The organism is Streptomyces sp. CBMA123 (assembly GCF_014596465.1).
Lineage (GTDB): Bacteria > Actinomycetota > Actinomycetes > Streptomycetales > Streptomycetaceae > Kitasatospora.
Map to the genome: position 1 here is coordinate 14,535 of NZ_MECK01000626.1, position 19,335 is coordinate 33,869.

Sequence of the window (19,335 nt, forward strand, 5' to 3'; positions counted from 1 at the left end):
GCATCACCCCGTCCGGCCGGGCGCGACCACCGCCCGGCCGGACCACCACACCGAGCCGAGCAGCATCAGCCCGGGCGCGATTCCCGCCACGAGGGCGACCACGGCCGCCGAGGCACCGCAGAACGCCAGCACCAGCCCGAGCGCCCCGCACCCCGCCATCCCCGCGCCGAGCGTGCGCAGCGCGGGCCTGCGCCAGGCGGCCGCGAGACCGAAGAAGTGCACGCCGACCACCAGGGCGATCCAGTCTCCCCCTCCAACCCCGAGAACGACTGGACCGGGAAGGTTCGCGACTACCCGCGCATGGGGTTTCCGCTCTATCTGATCATCGACCCACGCCAGAAGACCGTCACCCTGTTCTCCGAGCCGAACCGCGACCGGTACCACACCCGCACCGAGCGGGAGTTCGGCGAGACGATCCGGATCCCCGAGCCGTTCGGCTTCGAACTGGACCTCGCGCGGCTCGTCCCCTATCGGGACTGACCGGCCTTCGTCCGTTGGCGGGAACTTGGCCGGGCGGCTCCGCGCGGCGGGCGGGGGGTACTGCATTGGACTGACACGTTGCAGACTGACGCCAGGACCCAGGCCAACGCGGAGGTAACCCATGACCGTTTCGCTCCCCGACCTCACCGGGGACTACGTCCTCGACCCCGCCCACTCCCGGATCGGCTTCGTGGCGCGCCATGCCATGGTGACGAAGGTCCGGGGCGCGTTCCACCAGTTCGAGGGCACCGCCCACCTGGACGGCGCGGACCCGTCGCGGTCGACCGGCCAGGTGGTGATCAAGGCCGAGAGCATCGACACCGGCGTCGAGCAGCGCGACCAGCACCTGCGGGCCAACGACTTCCTGGACGCCCCCACCTTCCCCGAGATCACCTTCCGCTCCACCTCGGTCGCGGCGAAGTCCGACACCGAGTTCCGGGTGACCGGCGATCTCACCATCAAGGACACCACCCGCTCGATCGACATCGACTTCGAGTACACCGGCAACGCCGTCGACCCGTACGGCAACCTGCGGGTCGGCCTGGAGGGCTCGGTGACGATCAGCCGCAAGGACTACGGAGTGACCTGGAACGCGGCGCTGGAGGGCGGCGGCGTGCTGGTCGGCGACAAGGTCGTCCTGGAGTTCGACATCTCCGCGATCAAGCAGAAGTAGTCCGAGGTGCGGGGCCCCGGTCGCCGACGCGGCGGCCGGGGCCCCGGTCGTGCCGGGGCCTCAGTCGTTCGGGCAGAGGATCAGGTCGTCCAGCGCGTACCGGCGCGGCCGGTCGCCGAGTTCGGCGACGGCGGCGCGGATGCGGTGCAGGTGGCCGACGGTGAGCTGGAGCGGGGGTTCCTCGGGCTGGTAGGTGGTGCGGATCGGGTAGTCGACGCCGGGCTCGCGGGTCATCTCGATGTGGCAGCCGAGGACGTGGGTGACGGGGCGGCTCTCCGCGAAGCGGACCAGGCGTTCGACGGTGCGGCCGAAGGCGGGCCAGTCGTCGGTGTAGAGCCGGCCGGGGTAGACGGTGTCGCCGGTGAGCAGGAAGCCGGTCCACGGGTCGTAGTAGGTGACGGCCGCCTCGTGGTGGCCCGGGGTGGCCAGGCATTCCAGCACCCGCCCGCCGCCGAGGTCGACGCGGGCAGCGGCGTCAGGGGCCTGGTCGAAGCCGAAGTGCGCCCAGGCGTCCGGGCCGAAGGCGAGCTGGGGGTCGGTCCTGTCCTTGGAGCCCCGGAGGTGGATGGTGCCCGGGGCGAGGGCGACCTCGACGCAGGCGCCGTCCTCGGTGCCGCCGGAGCTTGATCTGGTCGCCTCGGTCCTGCCGGGACATCGACGGTGGCGTGGCGGACGAGGACGTGTTCATCGCTGACCCCCCGTGGTCATCGGTGGGGCCCTCGACGTCAGGCGCCCGGCGGCTCGGAGGTGTGCGGACCGGTCGGAACCGTCCCCACGGGTGACCCCAGCAGGTGGGCCAGGCCGTCGGCGAGGCCGCCGCGCCAGCAGGCGTAGTCGTGGCCGCCGTTGAACTCGCGGTAGTGGAGGTCGTAACCCCGGGCGGTGAGGACGTCCCGCAGGTGGCGGTTCTGGGTGAGCAGCATCCACTCCTGGAGGCCGACCTCGACGTAGAACCGGGCCTCCCGCCGCTGCTCGACGGCGAAGCGGCGGGTCAGCCATTCGCTGCCCTCGTCGAACTCCGTCTCGTCCGGCCACCAGAAGGAGCCGGACTGGGAGAGCGCGTTGCCGAAGCGGTCCGGCCGCCGGAAGGCCGCGTAGGCGGCCGTGAGGCCGCCCGCGCTCTGGCCGGCGACGACGGTGCGGCGCGGGTCGGTGGTCGCGCCGAACTCGGCGCCGGCCCAGGGGAGGAGGCGGTCGGCGAGGAGGTCGACGAAGGCCGGGTTGCAGCTGAGGTCGTCGGGGCGTCCCGGCCCCATGGTGTGGACGAGCAGGGTGACGGTGGGCGGGATCGCGCCGTCCGCTACCAGGTTGTCGAGGGTGTCGCCGACGGACAGCACCTCGCCCCACAGCTCGCCGTCGAGCAGCAGCGCCACCGGGTACGGGCCCGCGCCGTGTCCGGCCGGGAGGTGCCTGGCCGGGAGGTGGACGTCGACCCGCCGCCCGGCGACGGTGTGGCGGACGGTGCGCCCGCGCGGCACGTCCTCGCGCCGCCGGACGTACGGCTGGGCGGGGGCCTCCGGCAGGCTGAGCACCGAGGAGGGGTGGCGGCCGTCGCGGGCCGGGAGGCGGGGTTCGGTGTCGTGGGGGTCGGGGCGGGCGTGGTCGAGGACGTGCAGCCAGTCGGCCCGGGTGGTGCCGGGGGTCGGGCCGTGGAAGGGGTGCAGCTGGTAGGAGGCGCGGTGGTCGGCGCGCAGCCGGTGGGTGAGTTCCCAGCGGCCACCCCGGCGCCGCATCAGGTGCGGGGTGAGGTCTCCGGCGTGCCGGTCCTTGTCGGTGACGGTGTGCACGAGGGCGAGCACGCCGTCGCAGTCCTGCGCGGTGGACACGAAGGTGACCAGCCGGTACGCGGGGTCGTCGGGGTCGGGGGCGATCAGCGGGAAGGTGGTCAACTTCGTTCGTTCCTTCGTCAGTTGGTTCGGCGGGAGAGCAGTACCCAGAGCAGGAAGGGCCCGCCGAGCACGGTGGTGACGATGCCGACCGGGATCTCCACCCCGCCGATCAGCACCCGCCCCAGGGTGTCCGCGAGGACGACGAGCAGCGCACCGGTCAGCGCGGAGCCGAGCACCGGGACCCGGGCCGGTCCGGCCAGCCGGGCGGCGATCACCGGCGCGGCGAGCGCCACGAAGCCGACCGGCCCGCAGACCCCGACGGCGAGCCCGGCGAGCGTGACGGCCAGCAGCAGGCAGAGCAGCCGGACCCGGGCGGGGTCGACGCCGAGGGAGGCGGCCACGCTGTCGTCGAAGCGCAGCACCGCCAGCCGGCGGGCCACCGCCAGGGCGAGTGGGACCAGCACGGCGAGCCCGATCAGGACGGGCGCGGCGATGGCGTAGTCCCGCCCGTTGAGGCTGCCGGAGGTCCAGACGTACAGCGAGCCGGCCGAGTTGAGCGAGCGCCGGGCCAGCGCGATCTGGATGACCGCCGAGGCCAGCGCCGACATGGCGAGCCCGACGACCAGCACCCGGTAGCCGCGCGCGCCGAGCCCGCCGGATACCAGGGCGACCACCAGGACGGCGGCCAGCGCGCCGAGCGGTCCGGCCCACCAGGCGCCGAAGGTGCCGGAGGCGGTGGCGGAGATCAGGACGGCGGCGGTGGCGCCGTCGTTGACGCCGAGGAGTTCGGGGGTGGCCAGCCGGTTGCGGGCGAGGGTCTGGGTCAGGCAGCCGGCGAGTCCGAGGGCGGCGCCGGCGGCGAGTCCGGCGACGATCCGGCCGAGCCGGAACTTCTGCACCAGCAGCACGTCCAGCCGTTCGCCGTGGCCGAACACGGCCTGGAAGGTGCGGCCGAGGCCGAGTTCGCTCTGCCCGGCGTGCGCGGAGACGACCACGGCGGCGAGCAGCCCGGCGGCCAGGGCGAGTCCGGCGAGCAGGGGCCGGCGCGGGACGAGCAGCGACCAGGCTCCGTGGCGCAGCACCAAGTCCGGTCGCACCGGGCGTGGTTCGGATCGCCGGACGGGCGGAGCGTCGGAGCCGGGGTCGTTGAGCGCCAGGGCGGCGGAGCGGCGGGAGCGGACGATGGCGATCAGCGCGGGGGCGCCGACCAGGGCGACGATCACCGACACCGGCGCCTCGAAGGGCCGGGCCACCACCCGGGCGAGGACGTCCGCGCCGGTCAGCACGGCGGCGCCGAACAGCCCGGCGAGCAGGGTGAGTCGGCCGATCCGGGGCCCGGCGAGGGCGCGGGCCAGGAAGCCGGCGAGCAGGCCGAGGAAGGAGATCGGCCCGGCCAGGGCGACGGCGGAGGCGGTGAGCAGGGTGACGGCGACGGCGACGGCCGCGCGGGTGGCGCCGGGGCGGTGGCCGAGGCCGCGGGCGAGGTCGTCGCCGAGGGCGAGCGCGGTGAGCGGCCGGGTGGTGAGCAGGGCGAGCAGGAAGCCGGCGCCGAGGACGGGGGCGAGCCGGCGCAGGGTCGTCCAGCCCTCCACCCCGGCCAGTGAGCCGAGCACCCACACCCGGTAACGGTCGTACGCTTCGGGTGAGTTGACGATGAGGACGCCGGTGATGCCGCCGAAGGTCGCGCCGACGGCGGAGCCGCCGAGGACGAGTCGCATGGGGGAGCCGCCGCCCCGGCTGCCCGCGATCAGCAGGACCAGGGTGCTGGCGAGGACGGCGCCGCCGAAGGCGAAGGCGAGGTACCCGTAGGAGGTCTGCACACCGAGCACGGCGATGCCGAGCACGACGCCGAGCGAGGCGCCCGCGTTGACGCCGAGCAGGCCGGTCTCGGCCAGCGGATTGCGGGTGACGGACTGGAGTTGGGCACCGGCCACGCCGAGGGCGGCGCCGACCAGCAGGGCGGTGAGGGTGCGGGGCAGTCGCAGTTCGCCGACGACCAGGGCGAGCCGGCCGTCGGCGCGGGCGCCGTGGCGGTCGAGCAGGTAGTCCAGCACCCGTCCGGCGCCGGCCTCGCCGGCGCCGACCGACAGCGACAGCGCGGTGAGCGCGAGCAGGAGCGCGACCGCCCCGGCGGCGACCGCCCAGGCGCCGCCCCGCAGGGCCCGGGCCGGTGGGGGAGGGGCGTCGGGCGCGGTGGCGGTGGACGCTTCGTGGACGTCCACGTGCGACGATGTCATAAGGTAAGGCTAACCTAATCAACGGGGGCGTCCCGTGGGGCACCGCCGCGCTGCCCGGCTGCCCGGATGCCACCCAACTCCCGTACCACCCCCGCCCCGGAGGCATCCATGCCGTACGCCCAGAGCCCGCTCCGCCCCACCCGCCGCCACGCGGCCCGGGCGCTGGCCGTCACCGGGGCGGCCGCCCTCCTGCTCACCGGCTGCGGCTCCTCGGGCTCGAACTCCGAGAAGTCCTCGAACTCCGCGTCCGCCGCCCCGGGCAGCGCGGCGGACGCGGCCGACGGCGGCAAGCGCACCGTCAAGGACGCCACCGGCAAGGCCGTCGAGGTCCCCGCCGCGCCCCAGCGGATCGTCACCCTCACCCAGGAGGACCTCGACGCGGTGCTCGCCCTCGGCGTCAAGCCGGTCGGCATCACCAACGGCCAGGGGCTGGGCGAGCCGCCCGCGTACCTCAAGGACAAGGTCCAGGGCGTGCCGGTGGTCGGCAACCTGCTGCAGCCGGTGATGGACAAGGTGATCGCCGCCAAGCCCGACCTCATCCTGGCCGGCGACATGCAGGACGAGCAGGTGCTCAAGCAGCTGCGCGAGATCACCCCCGCCACCCTGGTCACCATGGCGCCCACCGATGACTGGAAGCTCGCCTTCCGGGGCATCGGGAACGCCGTCAACAAGCTCGACCGGGCCGACAAGGTGATCGACGACTACCAGGCCAAGGCCGTCAGGGCCGGCGCCGACCTCGGCAAGAACAAGGGCGCCGCCGTCTCCATCGTCCGCTGGAACCCGACCGGCCCGAGCTGGATGGAGAGGAAGCAGTTCGCGAGCGGCGTCGCCCTCGACATGGGCCTCACCCGCCCGGCCGTCCAGGACAAGGACGGCAACGCCCACAGCCCGGCGCTCAGCCTGGAGAAGCTCTCCGAGATCGACGGCGACTGGCTGTTCCTGTCCACCCTCACCGACGACGGCAAGGCCGCGCTCAAGGACGTCCAGTCCAAGCCCGCCTACCGGCAGTTGACCGCGGTGAGGAACGACCACACCGTCACCGTGGACGGTTCGGTCTGGTCCACCCGGGGCGGCCCGCTGGCGGCCGACGTCGTCATCGGCGACCTCGGCAAGGCCCTGGCCGGATCCTGAGCGCGGCTGGAACCGGGGGCTGTGAGATGGAGTTGACGATCCAGGGCGTCACCGCCGGGTACCGCCCCGGCCGCCCGGTGCTCGGCGGCATCGACCTCACCGTGCCCGCCGGGCAGGTGGTGGCGGTGGTCGGCCCGAACGGCTGCGGCAAGTCCACCCTGCTGCGGGCGGTGGCCCGGCTGCACCGGCCCGACGGGGGGCGGATCCTGGTCGGCGGCGAGGACATCTGGCGGCTGAGCCCGCGCCGGGCCGCCCACCGGGTCGCGCTGCTCCCGCAGAGCCCCCAGGCGCCCGAGGCGGTCACCGTGGCCGGGCTGGTCCGCTACGGGCGCCACCCGCACCAGGGCCTGTTCCGCCAGTGGTCGCCCGACGACGAACGGCTCACCGCCGAGGCCCTGCGCGCCACCGGTGTGGACGCCCTCGCCGACCGCCGCCTCGACCAGCTCTCCGGCGGCCAGCGCCAGCGCTGCTGGCTCGCCATGGTGCTCGCCCAGGACGCCCCGGTGGTGCTGCTGGACGAGCCGACCAGCGCGCTCGACCTCGGCCACGCGGTGGAGGTGCTGGAACTGGTCCGGGAGGTCGCGGCGGGCGGGCGCACGGTGGTGATGGTCCTGCACGACCTCGCGGCCGCCGCCCGCTACGCCGACCTGCTGGTCGCCCTGCGGGGCGGGGCGGTGGTGGCCTGCGGGCCGCCCCGGGAGGTGGTGGACGCGCCGCTGGTGCGGGCGCTGTACGACATCGACAGCCACGTCCTGGCCGCGCCGGGCGACGGCGCCCCGGTCATCGTGCCCCGGGCGCCGCGGGGCTGACGGGCCGGCTGCCGGTACGGCGGCGCCACCCCCGGGGTGGCGCCGCCTGCGCGTGTCCGGTGGCGGAGGTGTCCGGGGGTCCGGGCGTCCGGTGGCGAGGTGCCCGAAGGCGGCCCCCTCGTGCCCGATCGATCACTCGTTCGAGTGGTTTCGGCTCGCCCGCCCACCAGCGGCCTCCCCCCGCCCGTCGGGTTGTCAGTGTCCCTCGCTACGTTCCTCGCATCGCTGGTCGGCAGGGTGACCAGGACGACGTTCCCGGTGGGAGGAGTACGGCCGTGGCATGGGTGGAAACGGGCGCGGGCGGGTACCGCGTCGCGCTCGACGGAGCGGGCAGGGTGGTGTGCCGCAACGCGGCGGGCCGCGAGCTCAAAACCGTTCCGTCGAAGCTCGGTGACGACCCGGTGGTCACCCAGCTCAAGCAGCTCGCCGAGTGGCTCGCGGCGCACGAGCGGCGCTGCCAGGAGGACGTCGAGCGGTGGATGGTGCGCTCGCTGCCGGTGCCCGCCGCCGTGCTCGCCGCCGTCTGGCCGGACGAGGCCTGGCAGGCCGTCCTGCGGGACGTCGTGGTCACCGGCGCGGACGGCGCCGTGGCCGGCTTCCTGCGCGACGCCGACGCCGAGCGCGGCCTCGGCCTGGTCGACCTGGACGGCGACACCGTGCGCCTCACCGACAGCGAGGTCCTGATACCCCACCCGGTGCTGCTCCCGGACCTCGACGACCTGCGCGAGTTCGCCGTCGAACTCGGCGTCTCCCAGCGCGTCCAGCAGCTCTACCGCGAGGTCTGGCACCGGCCCGCCGAGCCCCCGGCCGGCACCGGGCTGAGCACCTACGCCGGCGGCCGCTACCGCGAACTGCGCGAGCTGGTCGGGCGCTGCACCCGGCTCGGCTGCCGGGTCCGCGGCGGCTCCGCCGTCCAGCCGATCACCGAGGGCGGCCGCACTGTCGAGGCCCGGGTGTGGGTCGGCGACTACTACGAGTACGACGCCTGCGAGACGGGCGCGCTCAGCTGGGCCGGCCCCGACGGCCGGTCCCTGCCGCTCACCGAGGTCGGGCCGGTCGCCTGGTCCGAGGGCATGAGGATGGCCGCCGCCCTGTACGCGGGCCGCACGATCGAAGGGGAGGACGCCGCATGACCACCACCGTCCCGCACCAGGGCGCCGCGACGCCCGAGGCGCTGCTCGACGCCGGCGCCGTCCTGCCCTCCGGCACCCTGCCCGACGCCGGCCGCCCCGACAGCGCCGCCGACGTGCTCACCGCCCGCGGCTACGCCCACCCCGCCCTCGACGGCCGCCGGATCGTCCGGCTCGTCCCCGGCGCGCTCGGCCCCGCCGAGGACCTCGCGCTGGAGTTCCTCGGCCTCGCCCCCGACGGGGAGCCCGCCGAGGTCGGCCAGGTCCGCCAGGAGGCGCTCGGCTTCCCTGCCTGGGCGCTGGTCCACGACCCCGCCAACGGGCACCACGCGCTCGCCCTGGTCAAGGACCTGGAACGGCTGGCCCGGCAGGCCCGGTCCAAGCCCGGCGCCGCCAAGGACGGCTTCGACGAGCTCGCCACCCGGCTCGGCCGCGCCGTCCCGCACTTCCTGCCCACCTTCTGCGAGGAGGTCGGCCGGATCTTCCTCGCCCACGGCAACCAGACCTACGCCGCCGCCTGGTTCGGCAAGGCCCGCGAGGCCGAGCGCACCCACACCCTGCCCGTCGACGAGGAGCGGCTGCGCGCCGTCTTCCTGGAGTTCGCCCTGGCCGGTGCGCTCACCGTCAAGTCCCTGCGCCAGTACGTCAAGGAGCTCGCCCGGCGGCTCGACCCGCAGACCGCCTGGCAGCGCTTCCGCCAGCTGTGCACCGAACGCTCCGCGGCCGGCATGGCCCCGTACGCCGGGGTCGCCGAGGACGCCCGAGCGCTGATTCGGGCCGCCGGGCTGGACCGCGCCGAGCACGAACAGGCCCTGCTCGCCGAGCTGCTGGAGTCCCCGGCGGTCAACCGGGCGCCCGCCGCGTTCTGGACGTCCTGGCACGGCGCCCTCGTCGAACTGGGCCGCCGCGACGCCCAGATCCGCACCCGACTGCTGGAGCTGCTGCCCGACCCGGCCACCGGCGGCACCGACGCCGCCGCGCAGGACGCCGCCTGGCTGGCGGTCCTCGCCGACACCGGCGCCGAGGAACTCCTCACCGGCCCGCGCGCCGAGGGCGCCGAGCCCGCCGCCGCCTGGCTGCAGCGCTGGTGCCACCACCTCGGCCGCGGCTACCGCAACAGGCCCAGCTGCCCGGACACCGTCGCCCTGGCCGGGCGGATGGTCGAGCGGCTGCGCGCCGACGCCGTCCCGGTCGACCTCCTCACCGGCACCAACGGCAGCCTTACCCGGATCGACCTGCTGGAACTCCTGCTCGCCGCGGGCATCCCGGTGGCCGACCCGCCGGCCGGCCTCGGCCTCGACCTGCGCCAGTGGGTCTCCCAGAGCGGCACGGAGGGCCGGCCGGGTGCGGCCGGCGCCTCACTCGCCGCCGTCGCCGCCGACGCACGCTTCCGGCCGCTGCTGCGCCGCGCCGCCCCGGCCGCCTGGGAGCCGGCCGTCACGCACCAGTCGGCCGCCCTGCCGCTGCTGAACGAGCTGTTCCGGGAGTGGGCCGAGGAGCGCGCCGAGGACCTCGCCACCATCCGCGGCCTGGTCGGCGCCGACGACCTGGTCCGCTCGCTGACCCTGCACCGCACCGCCATCCGCACGGTCGCCCCGGCCGCCGCCGAGAAGATCGCCGCGCTCGACGTCACCGGGCTGCTCACCCGCGCCCTCGGCGCCGGCATCCTGGACGAACTCGGCTGGCCCGCCCTGGAGGACGCGCTCGCCCGGCTCGCCGACCCGCCCGCCCCCGACGCCCACCCGCGCACCGCCCCCGGCCACCGCCGCCAGGGCCTCGACGACCTGATCGTCGAGGACGCCTGGCCCCACCTCGTCCTCGCCCGCCACGACCGGGCCCTCGTGGTCGGCCCGGACGGCATCCTGCTGGAGCACACCCTGCGGGTGCCCCCGCTGCCCGGCACGTACAACCGGCCCCGGCTGCGGTTCGTCGACGGCGAACTCCTCGTCGTCTGGCAGGAGGCCGGCGGCCAGAAGGCCTACTGGTCCAGCCGACCGGAGCAGGTCTTCGAGCTGACCGGCCGCAGCATCGCCGGCTACCACTACGGCGACCGCCACCCCGACGACACCTCCCTCCCGCTGCCCGGCGGCGGCCGCACCACCGGCGCCCGCCCGCTGCACCCCGGCGACACCCGGCTGCCCGAGGCACACCCCGTCCTCGGCGACGGCACCGGCCACTGGACAGTGCGCCACGCCCCGGACGGCACCGCGGTCCTGCACGAACTCGACCCGGCCACCGGCACCCTGGGCCGGGCCGCCGAACCGCCGGTGATCGCCGCCACCGCGGCGGCCGGCCGGCTCGTCCTCGACAGCACCCGCCTGCTGCCGCTGCAGCCCGGTCTGGAGGGCACCCCGCTCGGCACCGACGGCACCGTGCTCGGCAGCTGGGTCCGCCGCGACGCCGGACGCGCCGTCACCACCTTCACCGCCGACGGGCAGCGCATCGTCCTGCCGCAGGACGGGCGCGACGACACCCAGGCCCACATCGTCCCGGTCGGCCGGCTCGCCCTGCCCGGCGCGCAGGGCCCGGTGGTCACCCGCACCGGCGAGTTCCTCTTCCTCAACCTGCCCGGTCTCGCGGGCGGCGCGGACCGCACCGCGGGCGTGCGCTCCTGCCGGTCGGGCGAGCTGTCCGCCGCCGGCACCGCGCTGATCCCGCCGTACGACCACTGGCACGCCCTGCGGCCCCGCGACGAGGCGGGCTCCCGGGTGCTGCGCGCCCTGACCACCGAGCAGGCCGCCCGACTGATCGACCTCGCCTGGCCCGTCGACACCGAACCCCTCCCGGCGGACGAGCAGCGCTGGCTCACCGTCCAGGGAGTGCGGCGCCCGCTCGCCCAGCACGGCGAGGCCCGCGGCAGCCTGCCGGTCGAGGCGGTCGGCGCCGCCCTCCCGGGGATCACCCACCCGCTGCTGCTGGCCGGCGTCGCCGGGTTCGCCCGCACCGCCGCCGACCTGCTCGACCGGGTCGCCCGGTTCCTCCCGCAGCCGGAGGCCGAGCGGCCCAGCAAGGCCGCGGCCGCCGAGTTCCGTCCCGACCACGGCCGTGACCACCAGCTGCGTGACGCGGTCGGTGCCGTCCTGCCCGAAACGGCCGGCCTCGGCAACAGCTGGGGCACGCCCGCGCAGTACCACGTGCTCAACAACCTGCGGGCCGTCAGCGCCGCGCTCGTGGCCCCGACCGTCCCGGTCGGCGAGGGCCGGGCCGGCGAGGGCGCAGCCGACGGCGGTGCGGCCGACGGAGGCTGGACCGCCCAGGGAACCGTCACCCTGCGGGGCGGCGACGCCCACAACGGCTGGCGGCACCTGCTCGGCCGGGTGGACGTCCTCGCCCACGCCGTCGCCAACCCGCTCACCACGGCTGCGCACCGCTCCACACTGGTCCTGCTGCTCGGCGAGCTCACCAGGGGGCCGCTCGCCGACCGCGGCGCCACCCTGCGCCAGGTCGTCCTCGCCGAGACGGACGAACGCGCCAAGGGCCGGCGGCCGGAGCCCTACCGGCAGGGCGAGGTGCTGCGGCACGGCGACCGCACCGTGGTGATCCTCGACTACCGCTACCAGCACGAGGACGGGACGGTGCACTGGCGCGCCGTCGACCACGACCCGAGCGGCGAGTTCGGTCCCGTCGCCCACTTCACCACCGTCGAGGAGCGCGGCACCGAGGAGCGCGTCAGCGCCGCCTGGGTCGCCACGTTCTGTCGGGTCGCCGCCCTGCGCGGCACCGTCCCCAGGCAGCCCGCCCACGCCGCCGCCTTCGCCGAACTCACCGGCATCGGCACCGCCCGCGCCACCCTGCTGCTCTGCCCGCCCCCCGGCCTCCTGCACTGGGGCACGGTCGCGGTGCCCGCCGAACACGGCCTCAAGGCCGCCGAGGTCAAGGCCGCCCACGCCTGGCTGCGCGCGCACGCCCACCACGCGATCGCCGACGTCTGGGGCGCCCTGCTGCCCACCGACGACCCGAAGCGGCTGTGGACGGAGGGCCCTGACGTCCAGGCCGCGGCCGCGGTCTGGAACCGGCACTTCGGACAGCTCGTCACCCTCCCCGAGGACGTCCTGCCCGGCGTCCGGGGCGTGTCCATCAGCCAGATCGAGGAGATGCTCAACCCCGGCCGGGCGCCATGGCTCACCCGCACCACCACCTACCGGCTGAACACCAACAGCGGCCGGGGCGTCACCCAACTGGAGCCCGAGGACGCGAGCGCCGTCCCCGCCGCCCTCACCGGCGCGATCGATGCCCTGCGCTGGCTCGCCTACCACCTGCCGGCCGACAGCCCGCTGCGCCCGCCGCTGGCCGGGACGGCCACCGCGCTGCGCGACCGGCTCGCCGACCCCGAGCTGCTGATCGGCTTCGGCCTGGTCCGCACCGCCAAGGGCGCCCCGGTGTCCGCCGTCCTGCGTGAACACTTCGGCCTGCCCGCCGAGGGCGGCGCCGACCCGGACGGCCTGGTCCGCTGCGGCCCGGCGCTCGTTCTCAGCCCATACCACGCCGAGTTCGAACAGGTCTGGCTGCGCCCCGCCGGCCTCACCGGCCCCGACGACCCGCTGCTCGACCTGCTCCTCGGCCTGGGCGACGGCTACTGGATCGTCAACGACCTGACCGCCGTCCGCTCCGTGCTGGACGGCGAACCGGAGCGCCTGGTCGCCCCCGCCGCCCGGCCGGCCACCGCCGACGGCCAGACCTGGCTGCAGAACCCGCAGTTCAGCGCGCCCGAGCTGGTCGCCGAGGCGGCCCGCACCCACGGCCTGGGCGAGGACGCGGCCGCGCTCTACCTCCAACTGCTCGCCCTGCCCGACCCGACGGACCGCAACACCGCCCGCTGGACGGGCTGGAAGCCCGCCCGGCTCAAGCGGGCCCGCGCCGAACTCGCCGCCGCCGACGGACTGGTGCTGGAGGCCAAGCGGGCCCGGGCCGGCCGCACCCTCTTCCTGCCCGGCGGCTGGCAGGAGGCCAAGTCCCCCGCCCTGCCGGTGGAGACCTGGAAGGCCGCCCTCTACCCGCTGCCCACCCACCGGCCGGCGCTGCCGCAGCTGCCCGTCCCCGAACTGTTCGCCCGCGCCTGGCAGCGCACCCTCGACGGCGACGCCCCCGGCTACGAAGAGCTCCAGACCAGCAAGCGCAGGAAGGCCCGCCGATGACCGGCACCGAGACCACCACCACCGCAACGCGGCAGATCGTCCCGCCCGAGGAGAAGCACGCCGCCGAACTGGAGTTCCTCGCCGCCCACGACAGCGGCCCGCGCCCGCCCGGCTGGCGCCTCACCCCGCGCGCCGTCGTCACCTTCGTCATGGGCAGCGGCGGCGAGAAGCTCAAGGCCGGGCGCCGCAGCCTGGCCATCGAGCCCAAGTTCGTCGGCGAACGCGCCCTGGTCGAACGCTGCGTCGTCACCCTCGCCGGGGAACGCGGTCTGCTGCTCGTCGGCGAACCCGGCACCGCCAAGTCGATGCTCTCCGAACTGCTCGCCGCCGCCGTCTGCGGCACCAGCGCGCTCACCGTCCAGGGCACCGCCGGCACCACCGAGGACCAGCTCAAGTACGGCTGGAACTACGCCCTGCTGCTCGCCAAGGGCCCCAGCCGCGACGCCCTCGTCCCCTCCCCGGTGCTCACCGCGATGACCACCGGGGCCGTCGCCCGGGTCGAGGAGGTCACCCGCTGCCTGCCCGAGGTGCAGGACGCCCTGGTCTCCCTGCTCTCCGAACGCCGCATCGCCGTCCCCGAGTTGGCCGGCAGCCCGGACGGGCAGCTGCACGCCGCCGCCGGGTTCACCCTGATCGCCACCGCCAACCTGCGGGACAAGGGCGTCAGTGAGATGTCCGCCGCCCTCAAGCGGCGGTTCAACTTCGAGACGGTCGGCCCGATCGGCAGCCTCGCCGCCGAGGTCGAGCTGGTCCGCCGCCAGTCCACCGTCGCCGTCGCCCGGGCCGGCGCCGGCTACGCCGTCGACGACGCCGTCCTGGAGGCGCTGGTCACCGCCTTCCGTGACCTGCGCACCGGCCGCTCCACCGAGGGCTGGGAGGTCGAGCGCCCGTCCACCGTGATGAGCACCGCCGAAGCCGTCTCCGTCGCCACCGCACTCGGCGTCACCGCCGCCTACCTCCCCGACGGCGGCGACCTCCTCGGCCGCCTTCCCGGCCAACTCCTCGGCGTCGTCCGCAAGGACGACCCGGCGGACGCGGCCCGGCTGCTCGGCTACTGGGACGGCCCGGTCCGCCGCCGCGCCGAACAGGGCGCCGCCACCTGGCGCACCCTGTGGGACCTCCGCTCGGCACTGGAGGCCTGACGATGACGAGCAGCGCGGTGAAGCCCACCCCGGACGACTCCCTCGGGGCCGGCCCCGACGTCGGAACCGGCCCGGACGTCGGAACCGGCACCGACATCGGAACCGGCACCGACCCCGACGTCCGCGCCGAGACGGACCGGCTGGCCGGCTCCGGCACCGACCGTCCCGGGCCCTACCTGATCGGCGTGCGCCACCACGCGCCCTCCCTCAGTGCGGTCCTCCCCGCGCTGCTCGACGCCGCCCGCCCCGAGGCCGTCCTGGTCGAACTGCCCGCCGAGTTCCAGCCCTGGCTCGACCGGCTCGCCGACGAGGACACCCGGGCCCCGGTCGCCCTCGCCGCGGCCCCGGCCGACCCGTCCGACGACTCCGGCGGGCTCGCCTTCTACCCCTTCGCCGACTTCTCCCCGGAACTCGTCGCCCTGCGCTGGGCCCGGCGCAACGGCGTGGAGGCCATCGCCTGCGACCTCCCGCTCGCCCACCGCACCGGCACCGACGGCACCCACGGCCGCCGCCCGTCCGACGGCCCCGACACCCCCGGCGTGGCCGACGCGCTGCGCCACCGCCTCACCGGCCGCGACTCCGACGAGGACCTCTGGGACCGCCTGGTCGAGACCGCCGCCCCCGGCTCCACCCCCGAAGCCGTCCGGCGCGCCGCCCTCGCGGTCGGCTGGGCCCTGCGCCACGACGCCGAGGCCGGCCCCGGCGTCGACCCGTACGACCTGCGCCGCGAAACCTGGATGCGCACCCGCATCCGGGCCGCCGCCGCCGACGGGCGCCGGATCGCCGTGGTCGTCGGCTCCTTCCACGCCCCCGCGCTGCTCGACGGGCCCACCGCTGCCGACCGGCCGCCCGGCGAGGACGACCCCGGCCACGTGCTCTCCCTGATCCCGTACACCTACCCGCTCCTGGACGCCCGCTCCGGCTACCCGGCGGGCATCCGCGACCCGGAGTGGCAGCACACCGTCCTCGACGCCGCGGGCGACCCGGACCGCCTCACCGAGGCGCTCACCACCACCGCCGTCCGGATCTGCGCCGCCCTGCGCACCCAGGACCACCCCTCCGGCCCCGCCGACGCCCGCGAGATCGTCCGCCTGGCCGGCGACCTCGCCCGGCTGCGCGGCCACGCCGCCCCCGGCCGCGGCGAACTCGTCGAAGCCGTCCAGACCGTCCTCGCCCAGGGCGAACCCCTCGGCCGCGGCCGGGCCGTCGCCCGCGCCCTCGAACAGGTCCTGGTCGGCACCCGCACCGGGCAGCCCACCCCCGCCGCCCCGCGCAGCGGACTCGCCCCCGCCGTCGAAACCCTCCTCACCGAACTCGGCCTCCCCGGCCCCACCGACCCGGGCCCGCGCGAACTGCGCCTCGACCCGCTGCGCAGCCCCCTCGACCGCCGCCGCGAGATCCTCCTCCACCGCCTCACGGCCTGCGGCGTTCCCTACGCCGACCCCGTCCCCGCCACCGGCCCGGGCGGCACCGAAACCCTCGGTGCTCGCTGGCGCCTGCACTGGACCCCCACCGTCGCCGCCCTCCTCACCGTCGCCGGCGCCCGCGGCGTCACCCCCGCCCAAGCCGCCGAAGGCACCCTCCGCAGCCGCCTCACCGACGACCCCACCCCCCGCGAGATCATCGACGGCCTCACCGCCGCCGCCTCCTGCGCCCTCCCCGCCCTCACCACCACCCGCCTCACCCAACTCACCACCACTCTCCCCGCCACCGCCACCCTCCCCGACCTCCTCGCCGCCCTCACCCTCCTGGACCGCCTCACCGCCGGCCACTTCCCCATCGCCCCCATCCACGCCGGCCCCGCCCCCCAACCACCGCCCCCCGGCGCGGTGCCGGCGGGCGGCCCGGGTGATGCTGAGGCCCTGCCCGCCGGTGTGGCGGTGGCAGGTAGCCCGGGTGATGCCGTGGTCCTGCCGGTCGGGGCGGTTGTCGCAGGCGATTCAGCTGACGTCGGACTCTCTTCCACCTCTCCGGCTGCTGCCGTGCCGGGCTCCCCGCTCGGACTCGTCGGAGCGGCGGCGCCCGCCGGTTCGCTTGTCGTCCCGGCAGCCTCGGACGGCGCGGGTGTCGCCGGGCGCCGGTCAACGCACGTCGCAGGTGCGGCGATTGACGGTCGGCCGGCAGTCGCCGCTCAGGGCGGCGCGCTGCCTGCCGTGTGGGCCTCCGGTCCGGTCGGCGGGCCGTCAGGGCTCGTACCGCCCCTCGACGCAGCTGCCGGCCGGTTGACCGCCGGCGCCAAGGACCGCGAGGTGTCGGCCGTTCCGCCCCGGGGCGCCGTGTTCGGGCCGTCGGGCCCGGTGCCCCCGCTCGACGCGGCGCCGGAGGCAGCGGCCACGCCGCCGCGCCCTGCATCGCCGGTCGACATGGCGGTGGAGGTGCTGACGGCGGTGGCGGTGCGGCAGGTGGAGGGGTTGGGCGGGTCGGACGATCCGGCGGACGCACGGGCGTTGGTGGAGTTGGCTCGGCGGGCGGATCGGCTGGGCGGGGTGCGGCTGGGGTATGTGCTGGGTGAACTCGCCGAGCGGGGGAGCCCGTTGGTGCGGGGGGCGGCCGGGGCGGTGCGGGTGCTGCTCGGGCTGGAGCCGGCCGGGGTGTTCGGCGGGCGGGCCGCGTCCTGGGTGGACGGCGCGACGGACGTTCGGGCGCGGCAGGTGCTCGGGCGGTCGCTGGTCGGGGTGTTGACCGCCGCGGAGGGGCTGTTCGACAGCGCGCCCGAGGCGCTCGAACCGGTGCTGGAGCGGGTCGGCTCGCTGCCGGACGCCGCGTTCCTGGACCGGCTGCCCGCGCTGCGGGGCGGTTTCGACACGCTCAGCCCGGCCGCCCGCGACCGACTGCTGTCCCTGGTCGAGGAGCGCCTCGGTACCCGGCTCGCCGAGCTGCCGGAGCAGACCGATCCCGCCCTGGTGGCCCGTTGGGTCCGCGCTGACCTGGCGGCCCGCCGGCTGCTGGCCGGCCGCGGTCTGCTGCCGCCCGCCGCCGGGCACAGCGAGCCGGAGTCGAAGTCGGAGCCTGAGCCTGAGCCAGGGCCGGAGCCGGAACCGGTTCCGGTGTCGGGGGCGGTGCCGGCGCCGTCCGCCGGGCAGCCACGGTGCTCGGAGCACGCCCTCGCTCCGGCCGAGCGCTGGCGCCTGCTGCTGGGCCGCCCGGGTAGGGCTGGCCTCGCCGGCCGTAGTGCCCGACTCGCCACCGCGCTGGACGAGTTGTACGGCAGCGGGCACGGTGAGGGTTCCGGTCCGGGCCTGGACGACCGGAGCGGTGGGCGGGGTGGCCGCGAGGCACCGTTCCCCGGGGTGCGCGAGTGGGCCGAGGAGTTGGAGGCGCTGTTCGGTCCGGGCGTGCGGGAGGAGGTCCTGGCGACGGCCGTCGCCCATGGCCGGTCGGACGTCCTGGAGGCGATCGACCCGTCCGCCGTCCGCCCGTCGGTGGACCTGCTGCGGACGGTGCTGGACCACGCGGGCGGCCTGCCCGAGGCACGGGTGGCCCGGCTGCGCCCGCTGGTGCGGCGGCTGGTCGACGAGTTGAGCCGTGAGCTGGCGACCAGGCTGCGTCCGGCGCTGACCGGGATCAGCGTGCCGCGTCCGTCCCGGCGTCCGGGCGGCGGGCTGGACCTCCACCGGACGATCCGGGCGAACCTGGCCACCGCCCGCCTGGATCCGGACGGCGGCGGGACGGTGATCGTCCCCGAACGTCCGGTCTTCCGCACCAGGGCGCGGCAGGCCAACGACTGGCGGCTGATCCTGGTGGTGGACGTGTCCGGGTCGATGGAGGCCTCCACGGTCTGGGCGGCGCTCACCGCGTCGATCCTGGCCGGGGTGCCCTCGTTGAGCACCCACTTCGTCGCCTTCTCCACCGAGGTCCTCGACCTGACGGAGAGGGTGGCGGATCCGCTGAGCCTGCTGCTGGAGGTGCGGGTCGGCGGCGGCACCAGCATCGCGACCGGGCTGCGCTACGCGCGGGAGCTGGTGACGGTGCCGTCGCGGACACTGATCGCGGTGGTCAGCGACTTCGAGGAGGGCGGTCCGGTCAACGGGCTGATCGCCCAGACCCGGGCGCTGGTGGACTCCGGCGTGCACCTGCTCGGCTGCGCGGCCTTGGACGACACCGGGACGGCCCGGTACTCGACGTCGGTCGCGGGCCAGCTGGTCGCGGCCGGTATGCCGGTGGCGGCACTGAGCCCGTTGGAACTGGCCCGCTGGGTGGGGGAGAAGGTGCGATGAACGAGACGCGGACGACGCAGGGCGACGGCTGGCCGGGTGTCCGGCCCGAGGTGGTCGCCGAGGTGGTGTCCGGGCTGAGCGCCCGGCTGCAGAAGCGGCTGGACGGTGCGGCCGCGAAGCTGGCGCAGCAGCCGCTCGGCCGTGCCGGCGACAAGTGGCGGGTGCGGGTGGACGAGGAGAGCCTGCTCGTCCTGCACGCCCCGGGCGGGGTGGTCGCCGACCCGGCCGACGTGCGCTGCGGCTGCCTGCTGGCCCCGGCCTGCGTCCACCGCGCCGCCGCCGTCACCCTCTGCCCACTGGCCGGGGACGTCGACGCCGTCGAGCCGGGGGAGGTGACCGGGGCGGCAGAGACGCCAGAGACAGCAGAGACGGCAGAGACAGCGGAGGCAGTGACGGCGTCCGGACCGGTCGAGCCCGTCGGAGCCCCGGAAGCCCCCGCCGCCCTCGCCCCGTCCGAACTCGCCGCAGCCCGGCACCTCCACCGGGCCGCCTGCGCGCTGCTGGCCGCCGGGGTGAGCGGGGCGGGCGCGGTCTCGCAGGCCGAGTTGCTGC

The 19,335-nt window shown here is 76.1% G+C and carries 12 protein-coding genes and 2 pseudogenes; 9 read left to right on the plus strand and 5 right to left on the minus strand.

Annotated features, from left to right (window positions below; genetic code table 11):
* Window positions 1–3: 3 nt before the first annotated feature.
* On the minus strand, window positions 4–222 hold the full coding sequence (locus BG452_RS42250) for a hypothetical protein (RefSeq protein ID WP_188309690.1): 219 nt from the start codon (window positions 220–222) through the stop codon (window positions 4–6).
* Between BG452_RS42250 and BG452_RS42255 the strand changes: the two genes are divergently transcribed.
* Both BG452_RS42255 and BG452_RS42260 read left to right on the plus strand, forming a co-directional pair.
* Window positions 217–480, plus strand: coding sequence for a Uma2 family endonuclease (locus BG452_RS42255; protein WP_188309691.1), 264 nt, complete (start codon window positions 217–219; stop codon window positions 478–480). The two genes, BG452_RS42250 and BG452_RS42255, sit on opposite strands and share 6 nt — an antisense overlap.
* A gap of 121 nt (window positions 481–601) precedes the next feature.
* On the plus strand, window positions 602–1,153 hold the full coding sequence (locus BG452_RS42260; RefSeq protein WP_188309692.1) for a YceI family protein: 552 nt from the start codon (window positions 602–604) through the stop codon (window positions 1,151–1,153).
* Window positions 1,154–1,213: 60 nt separating this feature from the next.
* Here the strand turns inward: BG452_RS42260 and BG452_RS42265 are convergent, their stop codons facing one another.
* The 4 genes and pseudogenes from BG452_RS42265 to fhuB all read right to left on the minus strand — a co-directional run bounded on the left by BG452_RS42265 (window position 1,214) and on the right by fhuB (window position 5,219).
* Window positions 1,214–1,594 carry a hypothetical protein gene (locus tag BG452_RS42265; RefSeq protein ID WP_223243542.1) on the minus strand — a complete coding sequence of 127 codons (381 nt, stop codon included), beginning with the start codon at window positions 1,592–1,594 and terminating at the stop codon, window positions 1,214–1,216.
* A gap of 66 nt (window positions 1,595–1,660) precedes the next feature.
* Window positions 1,661–1,768 (minus strand): annotated as a pseudogene (locus tag BG452_RS46725) (DUF397 domain-containing protein); the annotation flags it as partial.
* Between the two features lie 110 nt (window positions 1,769–1,878).
* Entirely contained in the window at window positions 1,879–3,090 is a 1,212-nt protein-coding gene (gene fes, locus BG452_RS46730; protein ID WP_411293100.1) for an enterochelin esterase, read from the minus strand.
* Window positions 3,060–5,219 carry a Fe(3+)-hydroxamate ABC transporter permease FhuB gene (gene fhuB, locus BG452_RS46735; RefSeq protein WP_223243544.1) on the minus strand — a complete coding sequence of 720 codons (2,160 nt, stop codon included), beginning with the start codon at window positions 5,217–5,219 and terminating at the stop codon, window positions 3,060–3,062. Before fhuB ends, fes begins: the two co-directional genes overlap by 31 nt.
* A 108-nt stretch (window positions 5,220–5,327) precedes the next feature.
* Here fhuB and BG452_RS42275 point away from each other — a divergent pair, with 108 nt between their 5' ends.
* The 7 genes and pseudogenes from BG452_RS42275 to BG452_RS42305 form a co-directional block, all read left to right on the plus strand.
* A complete protein-coding gene (locus BG452_RS42275) occupies window positions 5,328–6,350 on the plus strand; it encodes an iron-siderophore ABC transporter substrate-binding protein (protein ID WP_188309693.1) in 1,023 nt (340 codons plus the stop codon).
* A 26-nt stretch (window positions 6,351–6,376) separates the two neighbouring features.
* The gene (locus BG452_RS42280) at window positions 6,377–7,159 is read left to right on the plus strand and encodes an ABC transporter ATP-binding protein (protein WP_188309694.1); all 783 of its coding nucleotides are present in this window, start codon (window positions 6,377–6,379) and stop codon (window positions 7,157–7,159) included.
* Between the two features lie 275 nt (window positions 7,160–7,434).
* On the plus strand, window positions 7,435–8,292 hold the full coding sequence (locus BG452_RS42285; protein WP_411293099.1) for a DUF4132 domain-containing protein: 858 nt from the start codon (window positions 7,435–7,437) through the stop codon (window positions 8,290–8,292).
* On the plus strand, window positions 8,289–13,424 hold the full coding sequence (locus BG452_RS42290; RefSeq protein WP_188309695.1) for a hypothetical protein: 5,136 nt from the start codon (window positions 8,289–8,291) through the stop codon (window positions 13,422–13,424). Before BG452_RS42285 ends, BG452_RS42290 begins: the two co-directional genes overlap by 4 nt.
* Window positions 13,421–14,566, plus strand: coding sequence for an ATP-binding protein (locus tag BG452_RS42295; protein ID WP_188309696.1), 1,146 nt, complete (start codon window positions 13,421–13,423; stop codon window positions 14,564–14,566). The genes BG452_RS42290 and BG452_RS42295 overlap by 4 nt, the downstream gene beginning before the upstream one ends.
* 2 nt (window positions 14,567–14,568) lie before the next feature.
* Complete coding sequence (locus BG452_RS42300) at window positions 14,569–18,783, plus strand: vWA domain-containing protein (RefSeq protein ID WP_223243545.1); 4,215 nt, start codon at window positions 14,569–14,571, stop codon at window positions 18,781–18,783.
* Window positions 18,780–19,335: pseudogene (locus tag BG452_RS42305) on the plus strand (hypothetical protein); the annotation flags it as partial. The gene BG452_RS42300 and the pseudogene BG452_RS42305, both read left to right, overlap by 4 nt.

Bases quoted from the DNA above. Each gene is read 5' to 3' on its own strand.
- BG452_RS42260 (WP_188309692.1), top strand. From the start codon at position 602: ATGACCGTTTCGCTCCCCGACCTCACCGGGGACTACGTCCTCGACCCC.
- fhuB (WP_223243544.1), bottom strand. From the start codon at position 5,219: ATGACATCGTCGCACGTGGACGTCCACGAAGCGTCCACCGCCACCGCG.
- BG452_RS42275 (WP_188309693.1), top strand. From the start codon at position 5,328: ATGCCGTACGCCCAGAGCCCGCTCCGCCCCACCCGCCGCCACGCGGCC.
- BG452_RS42280 (WP_188309694.1), top strand. From the start codon at position 6,377: ATGGAGTTGACGATCCAGGGCGTCACCGCCGGGTACCGCCCCGGCCGC.
- BG452_RS42290 (WP_188309695.1), top strand. From the start codon at position 8,289: ATGACCACCACCGTCCCGCACCAGGGCGCCGCGACGCCCGAGGCGCTG.
- BG452_RS42295 (WP_188309696.1), top strand. From the start codon at position 13,421: ATGACCGGCACCGAGACCACCACCACCGCAACGCGGCAGATCGTCCCG.
- BG452_RS42300 (WP_223243545.1), top strand. From the start codon at position 14,569: ATGACGAGCAGCGCGGTGAAGCCCACCCCGGACGACTCCCTCGGGGCC.